The 21,673-nt window shown below is 50.8% G+C and carries 11 protein-coding genes; all 11 read right to left on the bottom strand.

Annotated features, from left to right (window positions below; genetic code table 11):
* Positions 1-699 precede the first annotated feature (699 nt).
* The 11 genes from MXE41_RS11570 to MXE41_RS11520 all read right to left on the bottom strand — a co-directional run bounded on the left by MXE41_RS11570 (position 700) and on the right by MXE41_RS11520 (position 21,345).
* A complete protein-coding gene (locus MXE41_RS11570) occupies positions 700-2,199 on the bottom strand; it encodes a FliH/SctL family protein (protein ID WP_247100596.1) in 1,500 nt (499 codons plus the stop codon).
* Between the two features lie 1,659 nt (positions 2,200-3,858).
* Positions 3,859-4,869, bottom strand: coding sequence for a flagellar motor switch protein FliG (fliG, locus tag MXE41_RS11565; RefSeq protein ID WP_348647436.1), 1,011 nt, complete (start codon positions 4,867-4,869; stop codon positions 3,859-3,861).
* Between the two features lie 348 nt (positions 4,870-5,217).
* Entirely contained in the window at positions 5,218-7,152 is a 1,935-nt protein-coding gene (gene fliF, locus MXE41_RS11560; protein WP_246976824.1) for a flagellar basal-body MS-ring/collar protein FliF, read from the bottom strand.
* Between the two features lie 23 nt (positions 7,153-7,175).
* A complete protein-coding gene (fliE, locus tag MXE41_RS11555; RefSeq protein ID WP_246976821.1) occupies positions 7,176-7,688 on the bottom strand; it encodes a flagellar hook-basal body complex protein FliE in 513 nt (170 codons plus the stop codon).
* A 3,205-nt stretch (positions 7,689-10,893) separates the two neighbouring features.
* Complete coding sequence (locus MXE41_RS11550) at positions 10,894-12,216, bottom strand: exo-alpha-sialidase (RefSeq protein ID WP_247100595.1); 1,323 nt, start codon at positions 12,214-12,216, stop codon at positions 10,894-10,896.
* Positions 12,217-12,818: 602 nt separating this feature from the next.
* Positions 12,819-13,487 (bottom strand): ribose-5-phosphate isomerase RpiA, encoded by a 669-nt coding sequence (rpiA, locus tag MXE41_RS11545; RefSeq protein WP_247100594.1) that lies wholly within the window; start codon positions 13,485-13,487, stop codon positions 12,819-12,821.
* 404 nt (positions 13,488-13,891) lie between these two features.
* Positions 13,892-15,082, bottom strand: a complete 1,191-nt coding sequence (gene tyrS / locus MXE41_RS11540; protein WP_247100593.1) for a tyrosine--tRNA ligase — start codon at positions 15,080-15,082, stop codon at positions 13,892-13,894.
* A 457-nt stretch (positions 15,083-15,539) separates the two neighbouring features.
* Positions 15,540-16,055 carry a hypothetical protein gene (locus tag MXE41_RS11535; RefSeq protein ID WP_247100592.1) on the bottom strand — a complete coding sequence of 172 codons (516 nt, stop codon included), beginning with the start codon at positions 16,053-16,055 and terminating at the stop codon, positions 15,540-15,542.
* Between the two features lie 341 nt (positions 16,056-16,396).
* The gene (locus tag MXE41_RS11530; RefSeq protein WP_247100591.1) at positions 16,397-17,158 is read right to left on the bottom strand and encodes a hypothetical protein; all 762 of its coding nucleotides are present in this window, start codon (positions 17,156-17,158) and stop codon (positions 16,397-16,399) included.
* A gap of 801 nt (positions 17,159-17,959) precedes the next feature.
* The gene (locus MXE41_RS11525; protein WP_247100590.1) at positions 17,960-19,855 is read right to left on the bottom strand and encodes a hypothetical protein; all 1,896 of its coding nucleotides are present in this window, start codon (positions 19,853-19,855) and stop codon (positions 17,960-17,962) included.
* A 335-nt stretch (positions 19,856-20,190) separates the two neighbouring features.
* A complete protein-coding gene (locus MXE41_RS11520; RefSeq protein ID WP_247100589.1) occupies positions 20,191-21,345 on the bottom strand; it encodes a hypothetical protein in 1,155 nt (384 codons plus the stop codon).
* Positions 21,346-21,673 lie beyond the last annotated feature (328 nt).

The following is a 21,673-nucleotide window of genomic DNA, read 5'->3' as shown; positions in this document are numbered from 1 at the left end:
TTCCTGCAGGTACTCCGGGCCTGTATGCAATGCATGTCATGCATGACGTGGAAGCCTGCATGCATGAAGAGGACTTCATGATGATGACTTCATGCATATGCATGATTGCACGCTTTGGCGGGGTTACATGGCAGCACTGATGGCCTGATGCTGTAAGTCAGATATTTTACCGCAATAAAGGCCTTACCAGGCTTATGGAGGAAAAAGCTGCAGGGATTGGGCCAGACTTACTGTGCTGTACGTTACCTTGCGGTGCGGTACGTTACCTTGCGGTGCCGTACTTTACCTTGCGGTGCGTTACGTTACCTTGCGGTGCCGTACTTTACCTTGCGGTGCGTTACGTTACCTTGCGGTGCCGTACTTTACCTTGCGGTGCGGTACATTACCTTGCAGTGCGGCACTTTACCATGAGAGGTCCTGCCGTGCCCCTGCATGCAGCCCATGCATGACACCGGCGAAAACTGAACAGGGCAAATGGATACAGGTATCCACTGTGCGCATGTCCCAGTTGGGCTCATGGGCACAATGAGACAGGAGACAGACTGGCAGGGCCAGTAAAGCAAAAGGCGTGGCGTAAGCTTGATCAAAGCCGGCCACGCCTTGGCGTATGAATTCTTTATGTTTTAAGCCAGGCCCTGCTTTTACTCAGGGATTACTGGCTGATGGTGGACCTGATTTATTCGCCTGAATATTACTGGATCAGCCCTGCATCTGACCTGGTGGAATGGTGTCAATCTGAACCTGTTCGTCCATCATGTCATCCTCACCTGGCATCTGCTCCATGGCTGCCTCATGAATGGCATCCTGCTCCTCAGGGCTCAGGATATTGCCATCATAGCTGTGGCTTGGGGTGGACATTGGGGCCATAGCCTGGGCAGCCGCTTCAGCACGTGCCTGAGCCTGAGCCTGAATAGCGGCATTGGACTCATCAAGCATGGCTGCATCTTTCATCTCGGCTGCATCCGGATCAGCCATATCATCACCTACGTCCTGTCCCATGGCAGCAGCCAGAGTGCGCTCAGCCTCATTGGCAAACTGAGGACGTGGAGCCATCTGGGCCATGTTCTGGGCAATGCGATCAGACATGTTCATGAGATCGCGAGGTGGAATAATTGGCTTCTTAGGTACCTCATCGTAGTCAGGGGCACCATCAATAACTTCCTTTCGGGCAGATGAAACAGCATCTGCAGAGCCGCTAAGGAAGTCGCTTATCAGAGCATCGATACGATCGTTCACACGCCACTGTACTGAGCTTGAACGGGTATTGACAACAATATCGCCCTCTTCAATCTCTTCGGATGGCTTTAAGTCCCATCCCTGAGAGCGCATGTAATCATTGCCAATGGCAGCAACCATCAGAGCATAATCATTTTCGTTGAGCAGAATCTCGGCGCCCTGCTTTGCTTCAGGCAGCAGGCTGTAGCAGCGCTCAATACCACTCTTTAAGAACTCAACATCACCCTTGAGCTCTCGCTTTAATACGACCTTGGCAAGACGGGAGATGATGTAAACAACCTCGTCTGTAACCTTCTCATCCATTTCACGGATTGGATTGGCCAGCATGTCAGCAAGATGACGGAAACGGTCAGCCTGGGTAGTAACAATATCACTTCCTGCAGCAATACCTGCGGCCTGTCCCTGGGCATAGCCCTCTTCACGGCCTACCTTGAAGCCGTCCTGATAACCGGCATCTTTGCCTTCCTGCTCACCCTGAGTAAAGCCGTCAACCTTACCCTGCTCTACACCCTTCTGGTAGCCTTCCTCATGGCCCTGACTTAAACCTTCAGTATAGCCTTCACTGCGGGCAGCATTACGGATAGCCTCGAGTTCCTCAACCGAAACTGATGGGGATTCTTCCTTAACCTCTTCCTGTGCATGAGCAATGGCAGCACGCTCTGCAGCCAGACGCTCTTCTTCTGCCTGACGATCTGCCTCAGCCTTGGCCATACGAAGAGCTTCCTGGTGACGGCGGAAGTAACCGCCCACCTCATAGCCCATGGCATTGGTGGTTACTGGCTTGCCGTCATCAAACAGCGGCCACTGCATTGGAGTAAAGACGTCCGCAGCGTCACCCTGAACCACGGTGACCTCCTTGTACTCAGGAGAGCGAACTTCATCCTTAATCGAGGCTACAACTCGATTAGGATCGATCTTGGCGTTCATGCTGGAAAAAGCATGATCGTGACTTGGGATAGACATGTCCAGAAAACTCCTAAAACCATTATGCGGAGCATAATGTACGGCCACCGTATGGACGCCTGCAGCTAAAGAATCACAGGGTACCATCAGGTAAAAATGAGGAAAGGCAGTGCACGGATAAGCCGGTTTACCGTCTTGTTGCGGCATTGCTTCAGCTTTCTTTTGCAACAGATGGGCCAAGTTCAAAAACATTGAACAAATAGCCTGTTTAAGCTCTTTGTCACTATGATTTGTAACTCATACCACACTATATGGACAGACCGGTTCCCTCTTATGTCAGAGTGTCGGCGCACCGTCAAAAAACCGTGTCCGCAATAATTTGCCCTGCGCAATATCGTTTTTCACACATTAGCTGCAGGACTGAGCACAAAAGTCTTACCAGGCCCTGGCACTCAATTGCGTGCCTGAATGCTGCCCCTGGTACCTGAACTCTTAGCAGGCTGTCATTACCATTGCCCCTGCTCCCCGATATAGCCCCCTCTGGGCATGCCTCATCGCAGACACTGCCTGTTACCTGTGATCCCCGTGCTGGCTGGGGTCATCACAGTCACCGCTTGCCACCAGGGATGCGCCGTCTGTACAGGGAGACTTACACTTGCAACTCGCTACACAGGATGCGCTGTTATCTCAATCACCGCCATATACCGAGGATAATACCTCAGGGCAGCCATCCTCCCAGTCACCTCCTGACTTAAAGGCAGCTGATAAGCATTTTACAGCTTCGAGTGGGCAACATATTGAGAAACATGAAAGGATAAAAAAAGCCCATACCTCTCAAAGAGATATGAGCAAATACAATCATCTTAGCAAACAGCTAAGGTGATAAAAAACAAAAACTGCCACTATTTTATAGAACGCCTCTTTACTGGGGTAGGGGGTTCTTTGAAAAAAATCGACGATTTATTGTGCATGCACTGATTTTTAGCAACTTCTCTTGCTGATTCTGGCTTTCTGAAGCATCCTTCTTTAATAAAACCGGTAGAAGAATGCTGTGCGGTTCAGATCACCAGAAGCGCCTGATAAAGCTACTTTACCCTGTCGCAAGGTATGGCTTAATTACAGGCTTTTGTAGAAATATCTACACCCCACACTTAAACAGTACGTACAGAGCCAGACCCCAGCTAACACTATAGGTAAGCAAGATAAGACGAAAAAAAACCCACACCTAATGTATAGGTATGGGTCGATACGATTATCTTAGCTAACGCTAAGCTTATCTATAGTAAAAAGTCAGCCCATTGTATAAAAAGCCACTTGAATGTGGTAGGGGCTTTATCGCTTAAATTTACTGTTTTCTTGTGCATGCACTTATAATTTGCTGTTTTTGAGCTCTTTTTGCCCCTCTGAAACATACTTCCTTAATAAAAACCGGTAGAAGTATGGTGTCGCGTTCAGATAGCAATGAAGGCTCTTTCAGCAGAAAGTCTACTGTCATCAGGAATGGCTTAATTATAGGATTTTGCAGAAATATATACACCCCACATAAATTTAGTACGTACTTCTTGAGGTATGAAAAACAAAACACCTGAACCGGCACATGGCTGATTCAGGTGTTGAGTACAGTAACCGCTGGGCCGGTGCCTGTTGCAAAGGCTGGAACCGGCCCATGGTGTGGCGTAATACCGGCCAAAGCCGGAGTGAACGCCGCACAGGTATGTATTATTCGATGAAGTCGTTGTCGGCTGCACCACGGGACAGCATAATCTGACCGGAGTCGGCCAGCTTGTGAGCAATAGCCAGGATTTCCTTCTGAGCTGCCTCGACGTCGGAAATCTTGGTAGGACCCATGGACTCCAGATCTTCCTTGAGTGATTCGCGGGCACGGGTAGACATATTGGAGTAGAACTTCTCGCGCAGGCCTTCGTCGGCACCCTTGAGGGCCTTGACCAGTACGTCGTTTGGAATGTCGCGCAGCAGGGTCTGAATGGAGCGATCGTCCACAGCACCGAGGTTCTCGAATACGAACATGAGGTCCTGAATCTGCTGACCCATTTCCTTGTCCTGAGCCTGAATGGCGTCCATGAGCTGGGTCTCGGTGTTGTTGTCCAGGTAGTTCATGATGTTTGCTGCAGACTTCAGACCACCAATCTTGGCTGTCTGAGTACCAGCAGAACCGGCGAACTGCTTCTCCATAATTTCGTTGAGTTCCTGTAATGCAGCAGGCTGAACTTCCTCGAGAGTAGCAATACGCATGATAAGGTCAAGACGTACTGTCTCAGGGAACTGACTTAAAATCTGGGCTGACTGCTCAGGATCCAGATAGGACAGAACAATAGTCTGAATCTGAGGGTGTTCGTTCTGGATAATGGTAGCAACCTGACGGGCGTCCATCCACTTGAGGGAATCCAGACCGTGGGAACCGCTGCCCATGGAAATCTGGTCAACGAGGTTGTTGGCCTTGTCTTCACCCAGAGCGGCAACCAGAGCATTCTTAACGAAGTCAGAGGAACCAAGACCGATGTTGGAGTGCTTGGTGATGTTGGTCAGGAAGGTCTTGTGAACGGCGTTCACGGAGTCCTGATTGAAATCCTCAAGTTCGGCCATGCGGATACCGAGCTTCTGCACCTGCTTTGGCTGCAGATTACGGAACAGAGTAGCGGCATCATCCTCAGAGAGGGAAAGCATCAGGATCGCGGCCTTATCAATACCGGAGAGCTTCTCCAGAGCCATCTTCTCGTCATCGGACAGCTCAAGGCCATTGGAGGATGGCTGTACAGGATAGCCTGCATTTCCACCACCCTGTCTCATCAAAGCACGATCTGACATAGCAAACCTCTAAAAGTGTTATTAATCATGTGCCCGGGGCTCAGCCCCTGACACTCTCCTGCAGCTGTTATGGCACTGCCGCATGGCTTGGGCGGAGGGCCGGGCTGTCAAGAGCTTGACGAATCTGTCTGTTGCTGTGACAACAGCACCTGAACAGCTGAACTCTGGTATCAAAGGTCAGGTGTTCAGGTCCTGAACGGACAAAGGGGCGGGGCGAACCCCACCCCCCTGATTAGATTTTGATATTTGAGCTTAAACGCCTGATGGAGGCTTGTTACCCTTCTTCTTATCCTTCTTGTCAGCCATGTCGGAGTTAATCCAGTCACGGAGTACTTCGGCAGAGAGCTGAGGCTCGTTGGATACCAGGGTACGTACTGCGTTGAGCAGATCCTCATCACGGTGCAGGTTAGGCAGTTCGATGCCACCTTCACGGTTGATGTTGTAAATCTGGTCGGCCAGTTCGTTCTGAGCGGCAATCAGGTTGAGATCATCCTCACCACCCAGGGCTGAACCATTGTCCATCTCCATCTGCTGCTCGTAGGCCAGGTCTTCGGCGCTCTTGCCACGGAGCAGGCGGTTGATCATTGGGCGTACTACGAATACTACGAGTACCAGGATGATGAGCACGGCACCGGCGATGCGCAGGATACGCAGGAAGGCTTCCTGCTGCCACCAAGGCAGGGCTGGCTTGATATCATCATGAGGGAAGGAAACACTGGCTACCTTAACGAAGTCGCCACGGGTCTCGTTTAAGCCCAGACCGCCGCGAACCAGATCTGCGATCTTGTCGAGATCTTCCTGAGCGCGTGGCACGTAGCTCACAGAACCGTCAGGAGCTGTCTGGCGCATGTAGTCAACTGCTACGGATACGGTCAGACGCTGTACCAGGTTAGTAGGACGGATAGTGTGACGTACAGTGGTGTCTACTTCGTAGTTACGTACGGCCTCACGGCTTTCGTTCTGAGGAGTATTGCTCTCACCTTCCATGGCAGTGCCATTACGCAGCTGCTGTGGGATGGTGGCATTGGCAGGTGGCTGGTTGGACAGGGAGCCTGGAACACCATAAGGAGTGCCTTCTTCCTTGGAACCTACCTGCTCGCGCAGAGTCTCGGAACGTACGGACTGGTTGTCAGGGTTAAAGAACTGACGGGTTTCCTCTTCGATGGTGGTGTCAAGGGTGACATCAACTTCGGCAGAGTAATTACCCTCACCAAGCATAGGGCGGAGGATGGTATCGAGCTTGTCGCGATACTGGGCCTCACGCAGGGTACGCATTTCAAATTCTTTCTGCAGACGGTCATCACCATTGGTAGAGGTGTTCTGATCGCTCAGCAGACGACCATGCTGGTCGGTCACAGTAACGTCCTTGGCCATCATGTTGTGGACAGAGGAGGCTACAGTGAAACGAATGGAGTTTACGTTGTCAGGGGAGAGGTAAGCACCGTTCTGTAATGTCACTACTACGGCAGCAGATGGGCGCTGCTGGGCACGTGAGAAGACATTATCACGTGGAATGGCCAGTAACACAGTGGCGTGCTCTACACCATTGATACGGGAGATGGCATTGGCCAGCTGTAACTCACGGCTGTGCTTGATACGCTCGGATTCCAGACGCTGGGATACACCAAAACCGTTGTCCTTGAGAATAAGGGCATCCTGCTCGGCGATCTTGTTTACGGCTACACCGTTGCGCAGCATGGCTTCACGTACCTTGTTGTAATCGTCCACGTGTACGAGAATGCTGTCACCGTTTAAGGTGTAGTTAAAGCCCTGGAGAGAAAGGAAGTCGATAACCTTGCCCAGCTCTTCTGGAGTGTAGCGGCCCAGTGAGCGCTGTGACTGTAACTGGGAGCTTGACTGCAGTGAAAGCAGGCCAAATACGGCGCCGGTAAGGAATAAGACCAGGAAGCCCAGAATAATGAGCTTTCTTAAGATCTCACCATTGCGCAGGAATTCGGAGACACGACCCTTGAAAGTGGAAGCAGCCGGTGGAGAATTTACGGTGCTGCCCAGGGTGCCGCCGATGCGGTTATTGTTGACTACGCCATCATCCCCATCGACATTATCGGAATCAACATTATTGGTTCTGTTGAGATCATCCGGATTCTGATCAGCCTGATTTACCAGAGCTGTGCCAGGTTCCTGAGGATTTGAGCCTGCGGCCACTGGGAATGAATTCTCTGACATTTTCTATCCTTTACAACGAAAGTTTAAATCTGCATCTGCATGATTGACTGATAAGCGTCAACCAGTTTGTTGCGGATCTGTAAAGTTGCCTCGAAAGATAAGCTTGACTTGTTGGATGCGATCATCACGTCAGCCAGGGTAACAGAACGGTCACCTACGTCAAAACGGCTCTGCAGGGATGCAGATTCATTCTGGATGACGTTTACGTTCTCAAAGGCATCCTTTAAGAGCTGCTTGAACTCACCAACAGACTGACCGGCTGAAGTGGTTGGCTGATAAACCTTGGCAGTATCACGGTTCTCAACAACGCCATTGTTGAAAGTACCGTTGATGTTGGCAGTGGCCTTTTCGCGTAAGGCGCGGGCAGCACTCTGACCATCGAAATAAGGGCTGTGACCGCCAATCTGACCAAAGGTGTTACGACCGTCCTGCATTAGAGCGGTAGTGCCCATACCCTGAGTCATGGCGTTCATCTGCCTGTTCATCTGCTCAAGTTGGCTTAATAAGCCGCTGTTGGAAATGTGTTCGATGCCCATTTTATAGCTCCTGTCAGATTAATGACTAAATATCAAATCTGACAGTATACAAGTCAAAAAGCATGCCACACTGCCAAAATACCCATTAAAACGGCATATATATCAGCTTTATCTGTGGTTCATTTTAGAGCAAAACTGCTTTTCGACTGTAGAAAATGAGGCATTTGAGCGCAGGTTTTCAGAACCTGTCGGGCCCCTTTTTCAGGCCCTGAAAATTGTTGGGGAAAAGCCACTCTGAGGCATTATCTCTCCCGGGGTTTCTCCTGACTGCTGCACCACGGTGACAGCACACATGGGCCCTCCATACACTGGACGTACTGCATCACAGAGCAGACGTACAGAATCAGTGTCGACGCACAGGGCAAAAGCCTTTGTGTGATGACCCTGGGAGCAGAGCTTTCTGGCCTTATGTTTTCAAGCTAAACCGAAAAAAGCCGCCTAAAGGCAGCCGGTCTCCTGACAAAACAGACAGGTGATCCTGACAATTATAATATTTTACTGATCATATTGCCCGGTCTGTGTCGCAAATTTTTGCAAAAATCACAAAACTGCGCCCTCTGAGAGCATGTACATAATGACATAGCAACAACGGTCGATGCACTCTCACCTCCTGGCGCATGTAATTCCGCTCTGCTGTGCAGACATATGGCAGGTAAGCCGCAGCTACTGAGCATCAGGAAAATTACGTGTATGCACGGACTTGTACACATACCTGTGCTAGCCGCTAAGCACAGCTTCTCTGCTGATGCAGCCTTGCTCTGACTGCGGCCGCGCTCTCACATCAACGCAACCCAATAACAGCCAGACTCAGAGCCTGCTAACTCACAGGCATCAGGTACAGGGAGGGCCGCAGCAAGGTTCTGGCTGACATACTGCTGCAGGCAGACTGCTGCAGGCAGGCCTTATGTGGACAGCGGATATGCACACCAGGTGTGCAAAACAGGCAGTGCCGTCCATTGAGCTGCTCAATGCCGCTCACGGCTATCTGTACATCACAGCTCCCGTTACAGGAACATCCTGAGACAAGTCCTTGCGCCATAAACTCTGACAGTACAGAGTGCTGATGACATGGGACGTGTACATCAGCACAGGCAGCATGCACAGAGCAGTCTGTAAGGACAGGGCCGCCTGCAAGGACAGAGCAGTCTGTAAGGACAGAGACGCCTGCAAGGACAGATACAATGGCAAGCGACTCAGAACCGACAATGTCGGTCAGCAATATCATGTCAGCCTGGCCGGTCAGCCACGCAAGTTAAGTAATATCGTAGCAGCCATGCTGTTCTGCCACTCCGGTCAGCCACGCTGCGCAGAACTGACATGGACGCAGCTTTATGCCTTGAACTAAATCCAGGCAGGTTGAGCTCCATGACAGGGGCTGTCATTGTTGAGTGTGACAGGAAGTTAACAAAATTAACCTGGCATGTCCCGCGTCAAATATGGCGAAATTACCATAGAAAAAACCGTAATGGTTACTTCCAGACTAACTTTATATTACTTTTAGAGCAATACTGTTATATCAGGCTAACTGCCATGCAGGTATTAAGATCCCCGTATATTCCCTGAAAACAGCCTAAGGGGCTTTGTATAACAGTATATGACGGCTTGTCACACATCTGACGCTTTCAGGAGAGCATCTTCAAAAATTAATTAAGTCCACGTCTTCCCCATCAGCAAATATAAACTCCCGTCCGTTTGCAACGCCAAAGCACAGCAGCGCCTCCACACGCCAGCTTCTGTTCTGTCCTGACATATCCCTATCCATGCATTATCAGGCATCTGATAATCACGCAACTTCAAACCAGCTGGTGCCCAGCCGCGCAGAACCAGGATCATGACGATAAGGCACTTTCCCATCCTGGATCCCATTATGCCCGTTGCTATGGCCACTGCCGGGCAAATGCATATGATGATGACGGTCCTGCCAGTCAGGCTGATAGCCAGATATTGCAAGTAACCAGGCCCTTACTGTCGCTTCATATTTCTGACAGGTATGCATCTTGATGCGTGCACACCGTCGCAACTGCTGCATCTGCCTCAACATTCACCTGGTTTTACCTGGCAAAACCTGGGACACCCCACTCCGGATAAGGTTAGAGAACCAGATGATGTCTCACAGCATGGACAATGACTGTTTTTTATCCCCTCTAAGCCCCATGCGCCAATATAAAGACGCTCCATAAATTCATCTGTACAGCAGCTAATATTCAGTGATGTCACTCAATAGTGGGCCTGAGAGCACTGAGCAAAGGGAAGAGTTCATGCTCAATGACCCCAGGGCCGCTCTGCGGCCGTAGTACTGCATGCCCCGAATGAAAGGTCATAAACTCAACACAGCCATAATGACAGGCCCCCTGCTGGCGGTTGCCCTGCAAGTCACTGCAGGGGCTGGGAACAGCCAGGCATGTTCCCCGACCTGGTGTCAGTATTTTGCGCACTAATGGCCCTTATTCAGTGACAGGTACTGCACTCATATAGACACTCGCCCCAAGAGACAGAGCCTTCCCCAAAAGCCGCTGCACATGCCCAGGGACAGGGTCTGCCACCATATAGCCACTGCACATGCCCAGGGACAGGGACAGCGCCTGCACTCATAAAGCCTGTCTAAATGCCCGGGGACATGTCCTGTCATTGAAGCAATGACGTACAGCCACGCTCACTTTTCTGCAATGACTGTGTGCAGCAACAACTGCAGTGCAACTAATGCACAGGCAGCAGCGCTGCCTTACTTGGCCAATAAGTCTGAAGCTCAGTATGAGGGACGGTACTGCCTGGCCCATGTTGCTGTCTTAACTGAGCTGGCCCGTTGCAGATCGCCTGTACATGTCAGATATGCGGAGTCCGGGCATGAAAAAAGCCTCATAAATGAGGCTTTTTTCATATCAGGTGCTGACGATGCGCTGCAGTTTATCGGCTCTGCAGTTCATCAGATCTGTAGCGCACGGTCTGCACACCTTTAAGGGAATATTATGTGTCTGAGCCATGAGCCTGGGGCCTTTGATAAGGATGCAGGCTAAAGCACTGGCTGCAAGAGGTCAGATGCAAGGCGCTCTGCGCCATACAATACGATACGGTCTTTTGGCCCGTAAGGCTGCTGTTATGGCGCACTGGTGAGCTGCCGGGGGCTGTGCGCATTGCACGTTGCACGTTGCCCTTTGCACACTGTCTTATGGCTTTGTTGCCTGGCGGCTGTCTAATTTTCCGCAAATCAGGACTTGAGCAGGCGGAAGATACGAATCTTGATGGCCTTACGGTGGTCGGTGTAGCAGACATAGAGCAGATGGTGACGACGGTCCACCTGCATGTATGGTGAGGTGAACACTCCCTTTGGCTCATCCTCAAGACGCAGCAGCTCGGTAAAGCTCCTGCCATCGCTGGATACATATATAGCAAGTGGAGCACCAGCCTCAGGATCGCACTTGTCCTTGTCAGTTACCAGTTTGCCGCAGACCAGAAGACGGTTCATGTAGGTAACGCAGTCAATGCCGGCCAGATTGTTATACAGAGGCACTGCATATGGCTCAGAGAAGGTGCTGCCGGCGTCCTCGCTGTCGGCTACATAGACCTGACTGCCACGGGCACTCATAATCATATGGACGCGGGAAAGCTTCTGCTCAAGTTCTTCCTTGCCAAGGGAACTCAGATCATTGTCTTCTGTAGCGTGATTGCCCAGATCCTCAAACAGAGCTGCCTGAACTACACCATTGGCAAAAACAGCTTTTGCAGATGCTTCCTTGAGCTCGGTACTAGGAGTAATTTCATTACTCTGGTGCAGAGTACGCAGATCATCATCACTGTAATCAACAAAGGCCAGGCCTTCATTGCTGTCTACAGAGCAAGGCATGATGACACGTCCGGCATAAGGACCTTTACGGACCAGGTATGGCTTGGTACGGACAGGTCCACGACCTTTGACTGCTGTGTCAGGAACCATCTCACGTGGGGTAATAAAGTGCCTGCCATCATTAAAGCTCATGCTCAGATAGCTTACAGTGGCGCTGTCAGCCTTGCCTGCCTTGTAGACCAGAGCAATGATGGACTCGTCAGTGCCCTTGATATCCATAGAAGGATAGAGTTTCTGAGCCTCAGCAATAAGAGTATCTGCAACAGTTGGTGCCTTGCCTGCAGCTGTGTCGATCAGATGACCGCCCTCGCCCCTGCGGCGGGCACGCATGCTCTCACCCTGATTGAGATAGAACATGACAGGAGTGGAGTGGCTGTGCTGATTGAGCTGTGGACAGGCCAGCTTCTGCACTGATGAATGACTGCCATCTGCCTCAATACGTACTACATAAATTGAGGTATCGCCCTTGTCCTGATCTGATCCTGCATAAAAAGCACATAACATAGGGCTGAAAGGGATAAAGGCATGTCCAAAACGCTCATACTGCAATGGCAGGAGAGTACTGGCATGACACAGTCGTACGGCCTTGTCAGAGGGATCGCTGGAAGTCTGCTCAAACTCCTGGTTGGCTCTTTCGACCTCGTCGAGAGTGATAGAGGTGCTGAATACCTCATGAACATTAATCATATGACCACCTTAATCAGTCATGGCAGCACCGATGCTCAGGGCAGACTTACCCCCTGCATTCAGGGCAGCACAAAAAGGCACAGGCTTGTCGCTGCACAGTACATGAAGAATAAAGATACCGCGCTGCAAACATAAAACATCGATTCTATTATGCCATTACCAGTACGCGCCCATATGATTTTTACTGGTCAACTGTTCAAACTGTGACAGTCATAAAAGATTAAGGGCCTGCCGCCCCAACGGGGATCGCAGACCCTTTAATCTTTAAGGAATATAAGCGCAAAGTTACAGTTGCCAGCTGCCTGCCCCAGACAGCTCACGGCGCCACCTTGTGCACTGGAATCCATGGACGCACTGGAGTCACGTGCACACATCGGCCCCTGGCCCCATTGAGCATCACGCTGGGCTGCAGCCAGCTGATCTCCAGGAGTGGCTCCATTTAGCTTCTCGATAGGCTGCAGCCAGCTGAGCTCCTGGAGGGGCTGGCCCCATTGAGCTCATGAAGCCCGGGGACGCTGATGCGGATCCGTCATTATCCTGTGCAGCATCAGCTGCCACTTTCGTTGATGGATAAAACCTGAACAGCGGGCCTGCACCCTGTTTTACTGGCGACGGCGCTCCTGTACGCCTTCATCGGTGGCATAGAGCACTACATCAGCGCCACGGGCAGCGAACAGACCAACAGTTACTACACCAGGAATGGCATTAATGGCGGTTTCAAGCTCTTTGGCTGCAGTAATGGACAGGCCATGGACATCGAGAATCTCGCAGCCGTTATCGGTAATGCAGCCCTCACGCAGCACAGGATTACCACCGAGGGTACGCAGAGTACGGGCAACCTGCTCACGGGCCATAGGGATAACCTCAACAGGCAGAGGGAACTTGCCCAGGGTATTAACGAGCTTGGACTTGTCTACAATGCAGACAAAGGTTCTGGCCATGGAGGCCAGAATCTTCTCACGGGTCAGACAGGCACCGCCGCCCTTGATCATTTCAAAATCATCATTGATTTCATCGGCGCCGTCGATGTAGACATCATATGGCTCACAGCTGTTAGGATCGAGCACCTTTACGCCAATTTCCTCAAGCAGGGCGGTGGTGGCATTGGAGCTGGAAACAGCTGCCTGCACCTTTATGCCCTGAGCCTGAATGGCTTTGATGAACTTGACTACGGTTGAGCCAGAACCCACGCCCAAAATTCCATTTTCAGGAATGAAATCCAGAGCCTTTAAGGCCACCATTTCCTTTAACTCGTCCTGAGTCTTAGCCATTTCCAACCTCAATAATAGCTTCAAACCAAAGAAAAAAGCCCACCGGTAATGAAACTCCATTACACAGGGTGGGCATATTTTAGCGCACATAAATGCACTTCAAAGTGCAGCCGCAATTTACTTTCATTTATATCCCGAACTTGCTTTGCAAGAACATCTGCCTGCTCCATATATGGACCGTCCGCCCAATATGAGTAAAGCCAGCTCCACATTATGGATGCACGCCATCAACCTGGCTGCTGCCGCAGGCAGTCAGTCTGGCAGGCTGATGTCTGGCATCAGCCTGATGTCAGGCACAAGCTTGATGTCATGCATCAGCCTGATGCCTGCTATGGCGCACTGCAGATATGAGATATTGAAAGTATTGCTGATTGTCGGCTGCTCAAATGCATGGTGCCTGAATATTATTTGACGGTAATGCGTGCGTAGCGACGCTTTCCTACCTGGTAGACCATGGTGCCCTTTGGCACTTCAGCCTTAGGATCGGTAACTACCTTGCCGTCGCACTTGACGGCATTCTGCTTGATCATGCGCAGAGCCTCAGAGGTGGAGGCAACCATGCCTGCATCCTTGAGCATGTTGGCCAGGGACTGGACGTTTTCAAAGGTAAACTCATCCATTTCCTCAGGCAGAGCGCCCTTGGCAAACTGGTTGATAAAGCCCTGAACGGCATCGTCGCCAGCCTGATCGCCATGATAGCGGGCAACAATTTCGCGGCCCAGCTCCATCTTGGCATCACGTGGATTCATTTCACCAGAGGTGCACTTGCGCTTAAGCTCCTCAATCTCAGTCAGTGGACGGAATGAGAGCAGGTCAAAGTAAGACCACATGAGCTCATCTGACAGACTCATGATCTTGCCAAACATGTCACCTGGGGCATCGTGCACACCGATGTAGTTGTGGGCGGACTTGGACATCTTCTTGACGCCGTCCAGACCGACGAGCAGAGGCATCATAAGAACGCACTGCTGCTCAAGGCCGGCATCCTTCTGAAGCTCACGGCCCATGAGCAGGTTGAACTTCTGATCGGTACCACCGAGCTCTACGTCAGCCTTTAAGACTACACTGTCGTAGCCCTGCAGCAGAGGGTAGAGAAACTCGTGGATAGCAATTGGCTGACCTGACTGATAGCGCTTGGTGAAGTCTTCACGCTCGAGCATACGGGCTACGGTAAGCTTGGCAGCAAGGCGAATCATACCCTCAGCGCCCAGAGCACCCAGCCACTCGGAGTTGTAACGGATCTCGGTCTTTTCCCTGTCCAGAACCTTGAAAGCCTGCTCGGCATAGGTCTGAGCATTGGCCATGATCTGCTCACGGGATAACTGTGGACGGGTGGAGTTCTTACCAGAAGGATCACCTACAGAGGCGGTGAAGTCACCGATAATAAGAATTACCTTGTGACCAAGATTCTGGAAAGTACGCAGCTTGTTGAGGATAACGGTATGGCCAAGGTGGATATCCGGAGCAGTAGGATCCATACCCAGCTTGATGATGAGCTCACGACCGCTCTCCAGCTTCTTCTTCAGCTCGTCTAAAGGAATGATTTCCTGAGCACCACGGGCAATTTCGCGCAGTGCATCTTCAACCGCTGTCATGTTTTCTCCTGTCAGCAACCAACTTATGGGCAAAATAGACAATACCCGGCGTCCCCGCAGTCAGCACACAGCGTTACAGCATTTAAAAAGGACAAACCCGGATTTTTTCAGCGAATGAGTATATCACAGCGCTGCGGGCGATAACTATCAATGCCTCCTGCCCTACAACCGGGACATCAATTGCAGCTCAGCACTCAGCCCTTCCCCATTTTCAGTGGCAGCATGGTGCCAGATTATGGCCGGGCACTGGTCAATTACCAGGTAACAGCCCCACGACAAGCCAAAGGTACGACCTGGTTAGCAATACTGGAGCATAAAGGCATGTCCACGACGCTCACGCGGCCGACTCATAATACTCTGTCAGTACGGCCCTGATAAAACAAAAGCCCGTAACCTCTCAGCTACGGGCTATTGCTCATGACCTTTTAAGGACATGTATATGCAGCATCAACAGTGACTACTGAACCATGGCAGCCTGCAGTTCCTGCAGCTGAGCTTCGAGCTCCTTGACCTGCTTTTCTTTCTGAGCAACAGTCTGGCTGGCTGCAGCTTTGGTGTTCATGGTCATAATCTGATCACGGGCGCTGGCCAGCTTGTCCTGCAGATCAGCAGTCAGAGCCTTCTTGCTGGCAAGACGGGATTCGATGTTATAAAGATCGGAGCGGGCCTTATCAAGAACGGCAGTACGCTCAGAATAGCTGCCCATGAGCTGACGATCCTTTTCAAGGATTTCACGGGCAATCAGATTGAGCTGGGCGGCTTCAGCCTTAAGCTCTTCTACTTTCTTTTCCTTGGCCTCAACACGCTGACCGTAAGAACCGGTAGTCAGACATCCCATTTTGCCAAAGAAACCCTGATCCTGGCTTGGGTCACACTCCTCAGGAGTAGAGGCACAGGCAGAAAGAAGTAATGAAGCTGATAAGGCCATAGCGGTAAGCTTAAGACCGCCGGATAATTTGTTTACCTTGAACATGGTTTTAACCTGCAGTTGAACAGCAGACACTAAGTAACGCCTGCTGCATCAGTCCATTTAAGGACTGAGTAAAGTTATTCTTCAAATCGGTATTAAAGCTGCGCCGCTGCAAGCTCTGCACGCCCCTTACAGGACAGCAAGTGCTGCGTTCCCCCTTAAGGGCCCTTAAGTACTGCATGCCCCTTAATGAGCCGCAAGCGCAGACAGGGGGTATGGCATGGCATTTCCTGCAGCTGCCTGTCCATTCCTGGGACGCAAGTTCGTGCAGCTGCATGTCCATGACTGGACTGGATGTCCGGGCATGGACATGCATGGCGCAGTTTAATGAAATGGCATCAGGATCAGGCCGCCTTGCCTACCTCTGTACCCTTTTCAAGAGTCAGGTGCAGTACGTTGGAGTCCTCAGAGTAGCTGTTGTAGGCCAGCTGGATTTCCTCAATGGATCTCTGCAGACGCTTAATCTGCTTGTCGCATTCCTGAATACGCTGCTTCTCCTGAGCAGTCAGCTGCCCCTCAGCGGCAATCTCATCACGAACTTCCTTGTAGCTTGCAAGGGTCTTGTTGTGATAATCAAGGTTCTCCTTGAGAATCTTGATATTGGCATCATAGCGGGCAACAGTCTTTTCTACTTCTGCACGGTCAGCCTGACTCTTCTTGATCTGAGCCTGCAGCTTCTTGAATTTTTCCTGATCCTCGGAATATACAGCCTGTGCTGTTGAGGCCATCATGGCAGCCTTCTGGCGGCTCTCTTCCATAGTGGCAATCAGACCGTCAAGCTGCTGCTCTCTGGAGTGATAGTTGGAGCGAAGTTTATCCATCAGAGCATTGGCACCCATGGCAGCACCACAGCCAAGTGCAGCTGCTGCTATACAAGCCTGCTTCTTGCCACCCTTTAACAGCAGACAGCCTACGCCGACAACTGCAGCACCGGTAAGACAGGCAACTCCGTAAGAAGAGCCCTCAACATTAAACTCCTTATTGGTCAGACGAGGGTCTGCATTGCCGCCTGATGATGATGAAGAAGAACCACTGGTGGAATTACAGCCGGTAAGAGCCAGGCATGCTGACAGGGCAGCAGCCATAACAGTCTTCTTGAATGACATTAAATACTCTCCAATTTGTTTTAGATCGCTTCCGGAAGATTATTTATGTGCCTGCTCAGCACATATCTGCCGGAGAGCAATTCAGGTGGACGCAGCGATTACCACTAAGTCACAATCCATCCTGTCTGACGGTGCTGTAATGAATGCATAAAACTGATTTAACAGTCTGTAACACCCTCCCGCTCTGTCAGCAACAAATGGCTTAAACAGCGGGTTTTGAGCACCTGTTAAGTATAACACCGGGCACAGAATATTACCTGTCTAAAGTGACAGTTATAAATCATAAACGTGCCTGTATTTGCCATGCAGACGCAAAGCAAGGCTACCTCACTCCAAAGTGGAGCGCTCAGTAAACCTCAACCAGCTTTGCACAGCTGCAAAGATAAAAAATCCAGACAGCCGCCATCCAGAAAACTGCTCTGGCAGCTCTGAGTGCAATCTGTCTGGACAATAATTCATAAACGCGGCACTCACACCGCTTTGCAGATATCAGCACCGCCAATATCACTGCCTCTACCAGGCTTCATCAGGCAACAAATATTGAGCCATGCATAACCTGGAGCACCCTGGCCTCACCATGCCCATATTAAGGCACCAGGCGAAACAGGCCGTACCAGGCTGCCCCTTGCAGAGCCAGCCTGCGCTCATCAGATTAAGCAAGGGCCGTGGCAGCACCATGCGGTGCGGCGCTGTCAGCGCTTCTTATGCCCAGGCACAGGTTCACTCCCTGGCAGATGAGGTGCAGTGCTGTCAGGGATGATTATGCCCAGGAGCTGGCTAATTACCTGGCAGAATTGTCGCCTATTTGCTGAACAGAGTAATAGGGAAGCGCTGATTACCATTCTGGCCGGTGCAGTTTACCTTGCCATTGGTATCAGGGGTGCACTTGACCTGTGGCAGCTGATAGGTGCTGTTGTCAGGGCATACAGCCTTACCGCCGTTTTCAATAACAACGTCCTGGCCCTTTAGTGCAGCTGTAATAGGAGCTGTACACTTTGCGCCATTTGGACGGGTAACAGTTATTTCACCCTTACCATCATTGAACTTGTAGGCCATCTGCAGTGGCTTGCCATTAGCGCTGTCCATAAGAGGAGATCTGGTGTTCCAGTCTCCATTGAGCACTGATACGCCCTTGCTTTGCAGTTCCTGCTTGTCAAAAGACAGGCTCTGAGCACCGGACGGCATAACAGGATCTGGTGGAGCCACAGGTTTACGGGCAGCATTTGGATTTAAAGCCTGCTCTTCAGCTGCACGTGCAGCATCAATAGCGGCCTGGCGCTCTGCAGCTTTTGCAGCAGCCGTGTCCTGCTGAGCTGGCATTGCAGGATCTGGAGGTGGAAGCCTACCAGGAGCTGCAGCACCGGCATCACCAGCGCCGCCTGCGCCTGGAGCGCCAACACCACCGGCACCGCCTGCGCCTGGAGCGCCAACATCACCAGCGCCGCCTGCGCCTGGGGCACCGGCATCACCGGCGCCGCCTGCGCCTGGAGCGCCAACACCACCAGCACCGCCTGCGCCTGGAGCGCCAACACCACCGGCGCCGCCTGCGTCTGGAGCGCCAACACCACCAGCACCGCCTGCGCCTGGAGCGCCAACACCACCGGCGCCGCCTGCGTCTGGAGCGCCAACACCACCGGCGCCGCCTGCGCCTGGGCCACCAGCAGATCCACCGATGCCGCCGCCATTAAGGCCTGCAGCCGGTATACTTGAGCCCGCATTGCCCAGAGGTTCTTCTGGTAAAGGTTCTTCTGGTAAAGGCTCCTCTGCAGGAGGTTCCTCTGCAGCCTTGTCCTGGGCTGGATCAAGCGGAGCCTCAATACCTGGAGGATTCAAGTCAGGAGCCGGAAGCTCCGGGGCTCCAAACCATGGGTTGAGCAGGCCGGCAAACAGACCGAAGTATTTCCACAGCAGCCATGTAAGAAGCGGAATGAGGAGCAGAAGCAGTAAAAGGAAGAAAATCAGCCAGCACAGTGTATGACCGGCAAAGATTCCGCCTGCTAAAAATGGAGCACAGCATCTGTGTCTGGTGCAGGCACTTCCCTGCTGTACCGGCTCCTGAGCCGGAGCAGCAGCGGCTGCAGCAGGAGCGGCCTCAGCAACAGGAGCTGCAGGAGGCACTGGGGCCTCAGGACGTGGAGGCGGAGTAAAATAAGCGCCTCCGGTATAGTTTGGAACCACCTCTTTAAGACGGTTAAAAGGCAGGACTTCAGTGTCATTATTATCCTTGAGGAAGCCCCACATGGTAACAACAGGCAAGCCATCAACAATGTAGACATACTCCTTGCCTGGGAAGTGAATGGCATTGAGCTTACGGCTGCTCTGATCGCCTGAAAGAAAGCTTACAAACAGAGTATCTTCCTTGGTTCGTCTGGACTCATTGGCAGCGATGATCAGATTTCGCTCAAACTCATTGAGCTTTGAAAGTGCAGCTGCGCGCTCCTCAGGAGTTGCAGCCGTCCACTTTACCTTCATATAGCTGCCATCAGCCTTTTTAGAATCAAAAGGAATTTCCCAGTCTATGGTACTGCCATCAGAATGAAGTACAGGACGGGCCAAGTAATTAATCTGATCATGTGGTACAGACGATAAAGACAGAGATTTAATAAATTGCTCTGCCATATTGTAAACACGATCATTACCGTAACCGACCGGAACATAGCCCGTGATGTTGATAGTATCAAGCAGTTTATGATTCATAAAATTTCAGCGCACCAGCCTCTGCTGTTAAACAGTTGAGGTTACGCAGCCCTCTGTTCGTTTTATAACCAATAAAATCCTGTCATTAAGACAAGCATATATTTCTGTTTCCGGAAAGCAAGCTCCGGCCCCTCAATAAGGGACATTTATTATTGATAAGCACACTGATGACATATTTATCTCCTGCACAGTTCTGACATCATCTGCTAATGATGACCGTCCATGCTTAGATCTGCCATCATCTCCTCAGGTAGACCTGCCGGGGCAGGATTGTCCGCCATGGACTGGACTTGCATCATATTGTCAGGATTAACATCATGTGAGCCTGTACCACGTCAGTTGCCCTTGCTGTTTTCTGGCTCACTGCTCTGAGAGTTCAGATACTTCTCTGAAAGGTACATCTCATTTTCAGATCCTTCGTTTTCAGATTTTTTTTCTGATGACTGAGCATCGCTCACCTTATCCGAATTTGCCGATTCATGAGCCGAATCATCCTGATAGTAAGGATCAAGGTAAATCTGATTCTCAGCTGCAGTACTGTCATTTGAAGTTTTTTCAACTGCAGTGCTGTCCACAGCAGAACTGGTGCCCGATGGTGAGTTGCCACTGTCAAACACACCAAGGAACTTTAACAGCAGCACTGCAGTCAGGAGAAAAACTGCAGCAGCAAGAGTAAGGACAGCCCTGGAAACTGAAGATGATCTTTCATCTTTTATATTGCGACTCTTGACAGCACCGCCAGCAGAGCGGACTTCGGCCCTGGCGTCACTGCATTTCTCCTCACAAGAAGCTTCATTATTAAGATCCTTACTGGTACCGCTGCTGTCATTAAGAGCCTCATTAGCATCTGAGTGTAATGACTGCTCATCAGTACTGTCATCATCACTGCTGACGGTATAGGAACCGGACACAGGTTTAAACACAGGGGTATTATCAGCGGCATTGAGCTCATCTGAAGATACTTGAGTCAGGCAGGCGAAAGGAGACTGTGAAAGCGTCTTCATATTTCTGGTAAAGCCCCAGAATGTTATCACCGGAATACCATCTATAAAGTAGATATTTTCAGGTCCCGGGAAGTGAAGAGCTGGCAGAAAGCGGCTACTGGTGTGCTCAAGAAAGCGCGACACAGTACTTCCTGAACTCTGACTTGCCTGACGCGCCATGCTACGTCCCAAAATAGTAAGGGCTGTTTCCATACGGGCAAACACCTCGATGGCATGGCTCCTGAGCCCTTCACTGGCATCATGCCATGAAACTATATCATGGCTGCCCTTATCGGCTGCAGGCTCGAAAGGAACATACCAGTCTATATGACTTCCATCGAGTGAAACCTGAGGTATGGCAAGGTTACGGCTGAAATCACTTTCGGACTTTCTGTTAAAAATCAGAGCATCTCTGAAAGACTCGGCACTGCTGTAAACATAACGCCCGTCAATACCAACAGGTACCAAATCAGCAATACTTCCGCCTACTATCAGGTCTCTTCGCATGTGAACCTCGCTTTAGCTTTTTAATGGTCAGAATATGCAACTTTCTTATGTTTCCTGACCATCAGTCTTCTGATAACCGCTTATTCAATCCTGCTTTACCAAATCAGCGGCATAATTGACATTAACTGACTGACGACCTGATATATGTCAGTCGACAGCATGTTTGACTATATATACATATACTTTATAAAACTTTTAATTCATATAGACGGACAATGTTTACGTAGAAGCCCTAAACAATAGATGTTTATAAATGTATGTGATTTACATAGCAGGTTAATATAGTGTAGTTTTGGAAGAAAGTTAGCAGGGGGTCATGATGGTAAAT

Source organism: Anaerobiospirillum sp. NML120449, from assembly GCF_023051105.1.
Lineage (GTDB): Bacteria > Pseudomonadota > Gammaproteobacteria > Enterobacterales > Succinivibrionaceae > Anaerobiospirillum.
Note: the sequence above shows the minus strand (reverse complement) of the source record. Positions and strands in the feature narration are given on the sequence as shown.

Excerpts from the sequence above, each read along its gene's own strand:
- MXE41_RS11535 (WP_247100592.1), bottom strand. The coding sequence starts at position 16,055 with ATGTTCAAGGTAAACAAATTATCCGGCGGTCTTAAGCTTACCGCTATG.
- MXE41_RS11550 (WP_247100595.1), bottom strand. The coding sequence starts at position 12,216 with ATGATTAATGTTCATGAGGTATTCAGCACCTCTATCACTCTCGACGAG.
- rpiA (WP_247100594.1), bottom strand. The coding sequence starts at position 13,487 with ATGGCTAAGACTCAGGACGAGTTAAAGGAAATGGTGGCCTTAAAGGCT.
- MXE41_RS11530 (WP_247100591.1), bottom strand. The coding sequence starts at position 17,158 with ATGTCATTCAAGAAGACTGTTATGGCTGCTGCCCTGTCAGCATGCCTG.
- fliF (WP_246976824.1), bottom strand. The coding sequence starts at position 7,152 with ATGTCAGAGAATTCATTCCCAGTGGCCGCAGGCTCAAATCCTCAGGAA.
- fliE (WP_246976821.1), bottom strand. The coding sequence starts at position 7,688 with ATGGGCATCGAACACATTTCCAACAGCGGCTTATTAAGCCAACTTGAG.
- tyrS (WP_247100593.1), bottom strand. The coding sequence starts at position 15,082 with ATGACAGCGGTTGAAGATGCACTGCGCGAAATTGCCCGTGGTGCTCAG.
- MXE41_RS11570 (WP_247100596.1), bottom strand. The coding sequence starts at position 2,199 with ATGTCTATCCCAAGTCACGATCATGCTTTTTCCAGCATGAACGCCAAG.
- fliG (WP_348647436.1), bottom strand. The coding sequence starts at position 4,869 with ATGGCTCTGGAGAAGCTCTCCGGTATTGATAAGGCCGCGATCCTGATG.
- MXE41_RS11525 (WP_247100590.1), bottom strand. The coding sequence starts at position 19,855 with ATGAATCATAAACTGCTTGATACTATCAACATCACGGGCTATGTTCCG.
- MXE41_RS11520 (WP_247100589.1), bottom strand. The coding sequence starts at position 21,345 with ATGCGAAGAGACCTGATAGTAGGCGGAAGTATTGCTGATTTGGTACCT.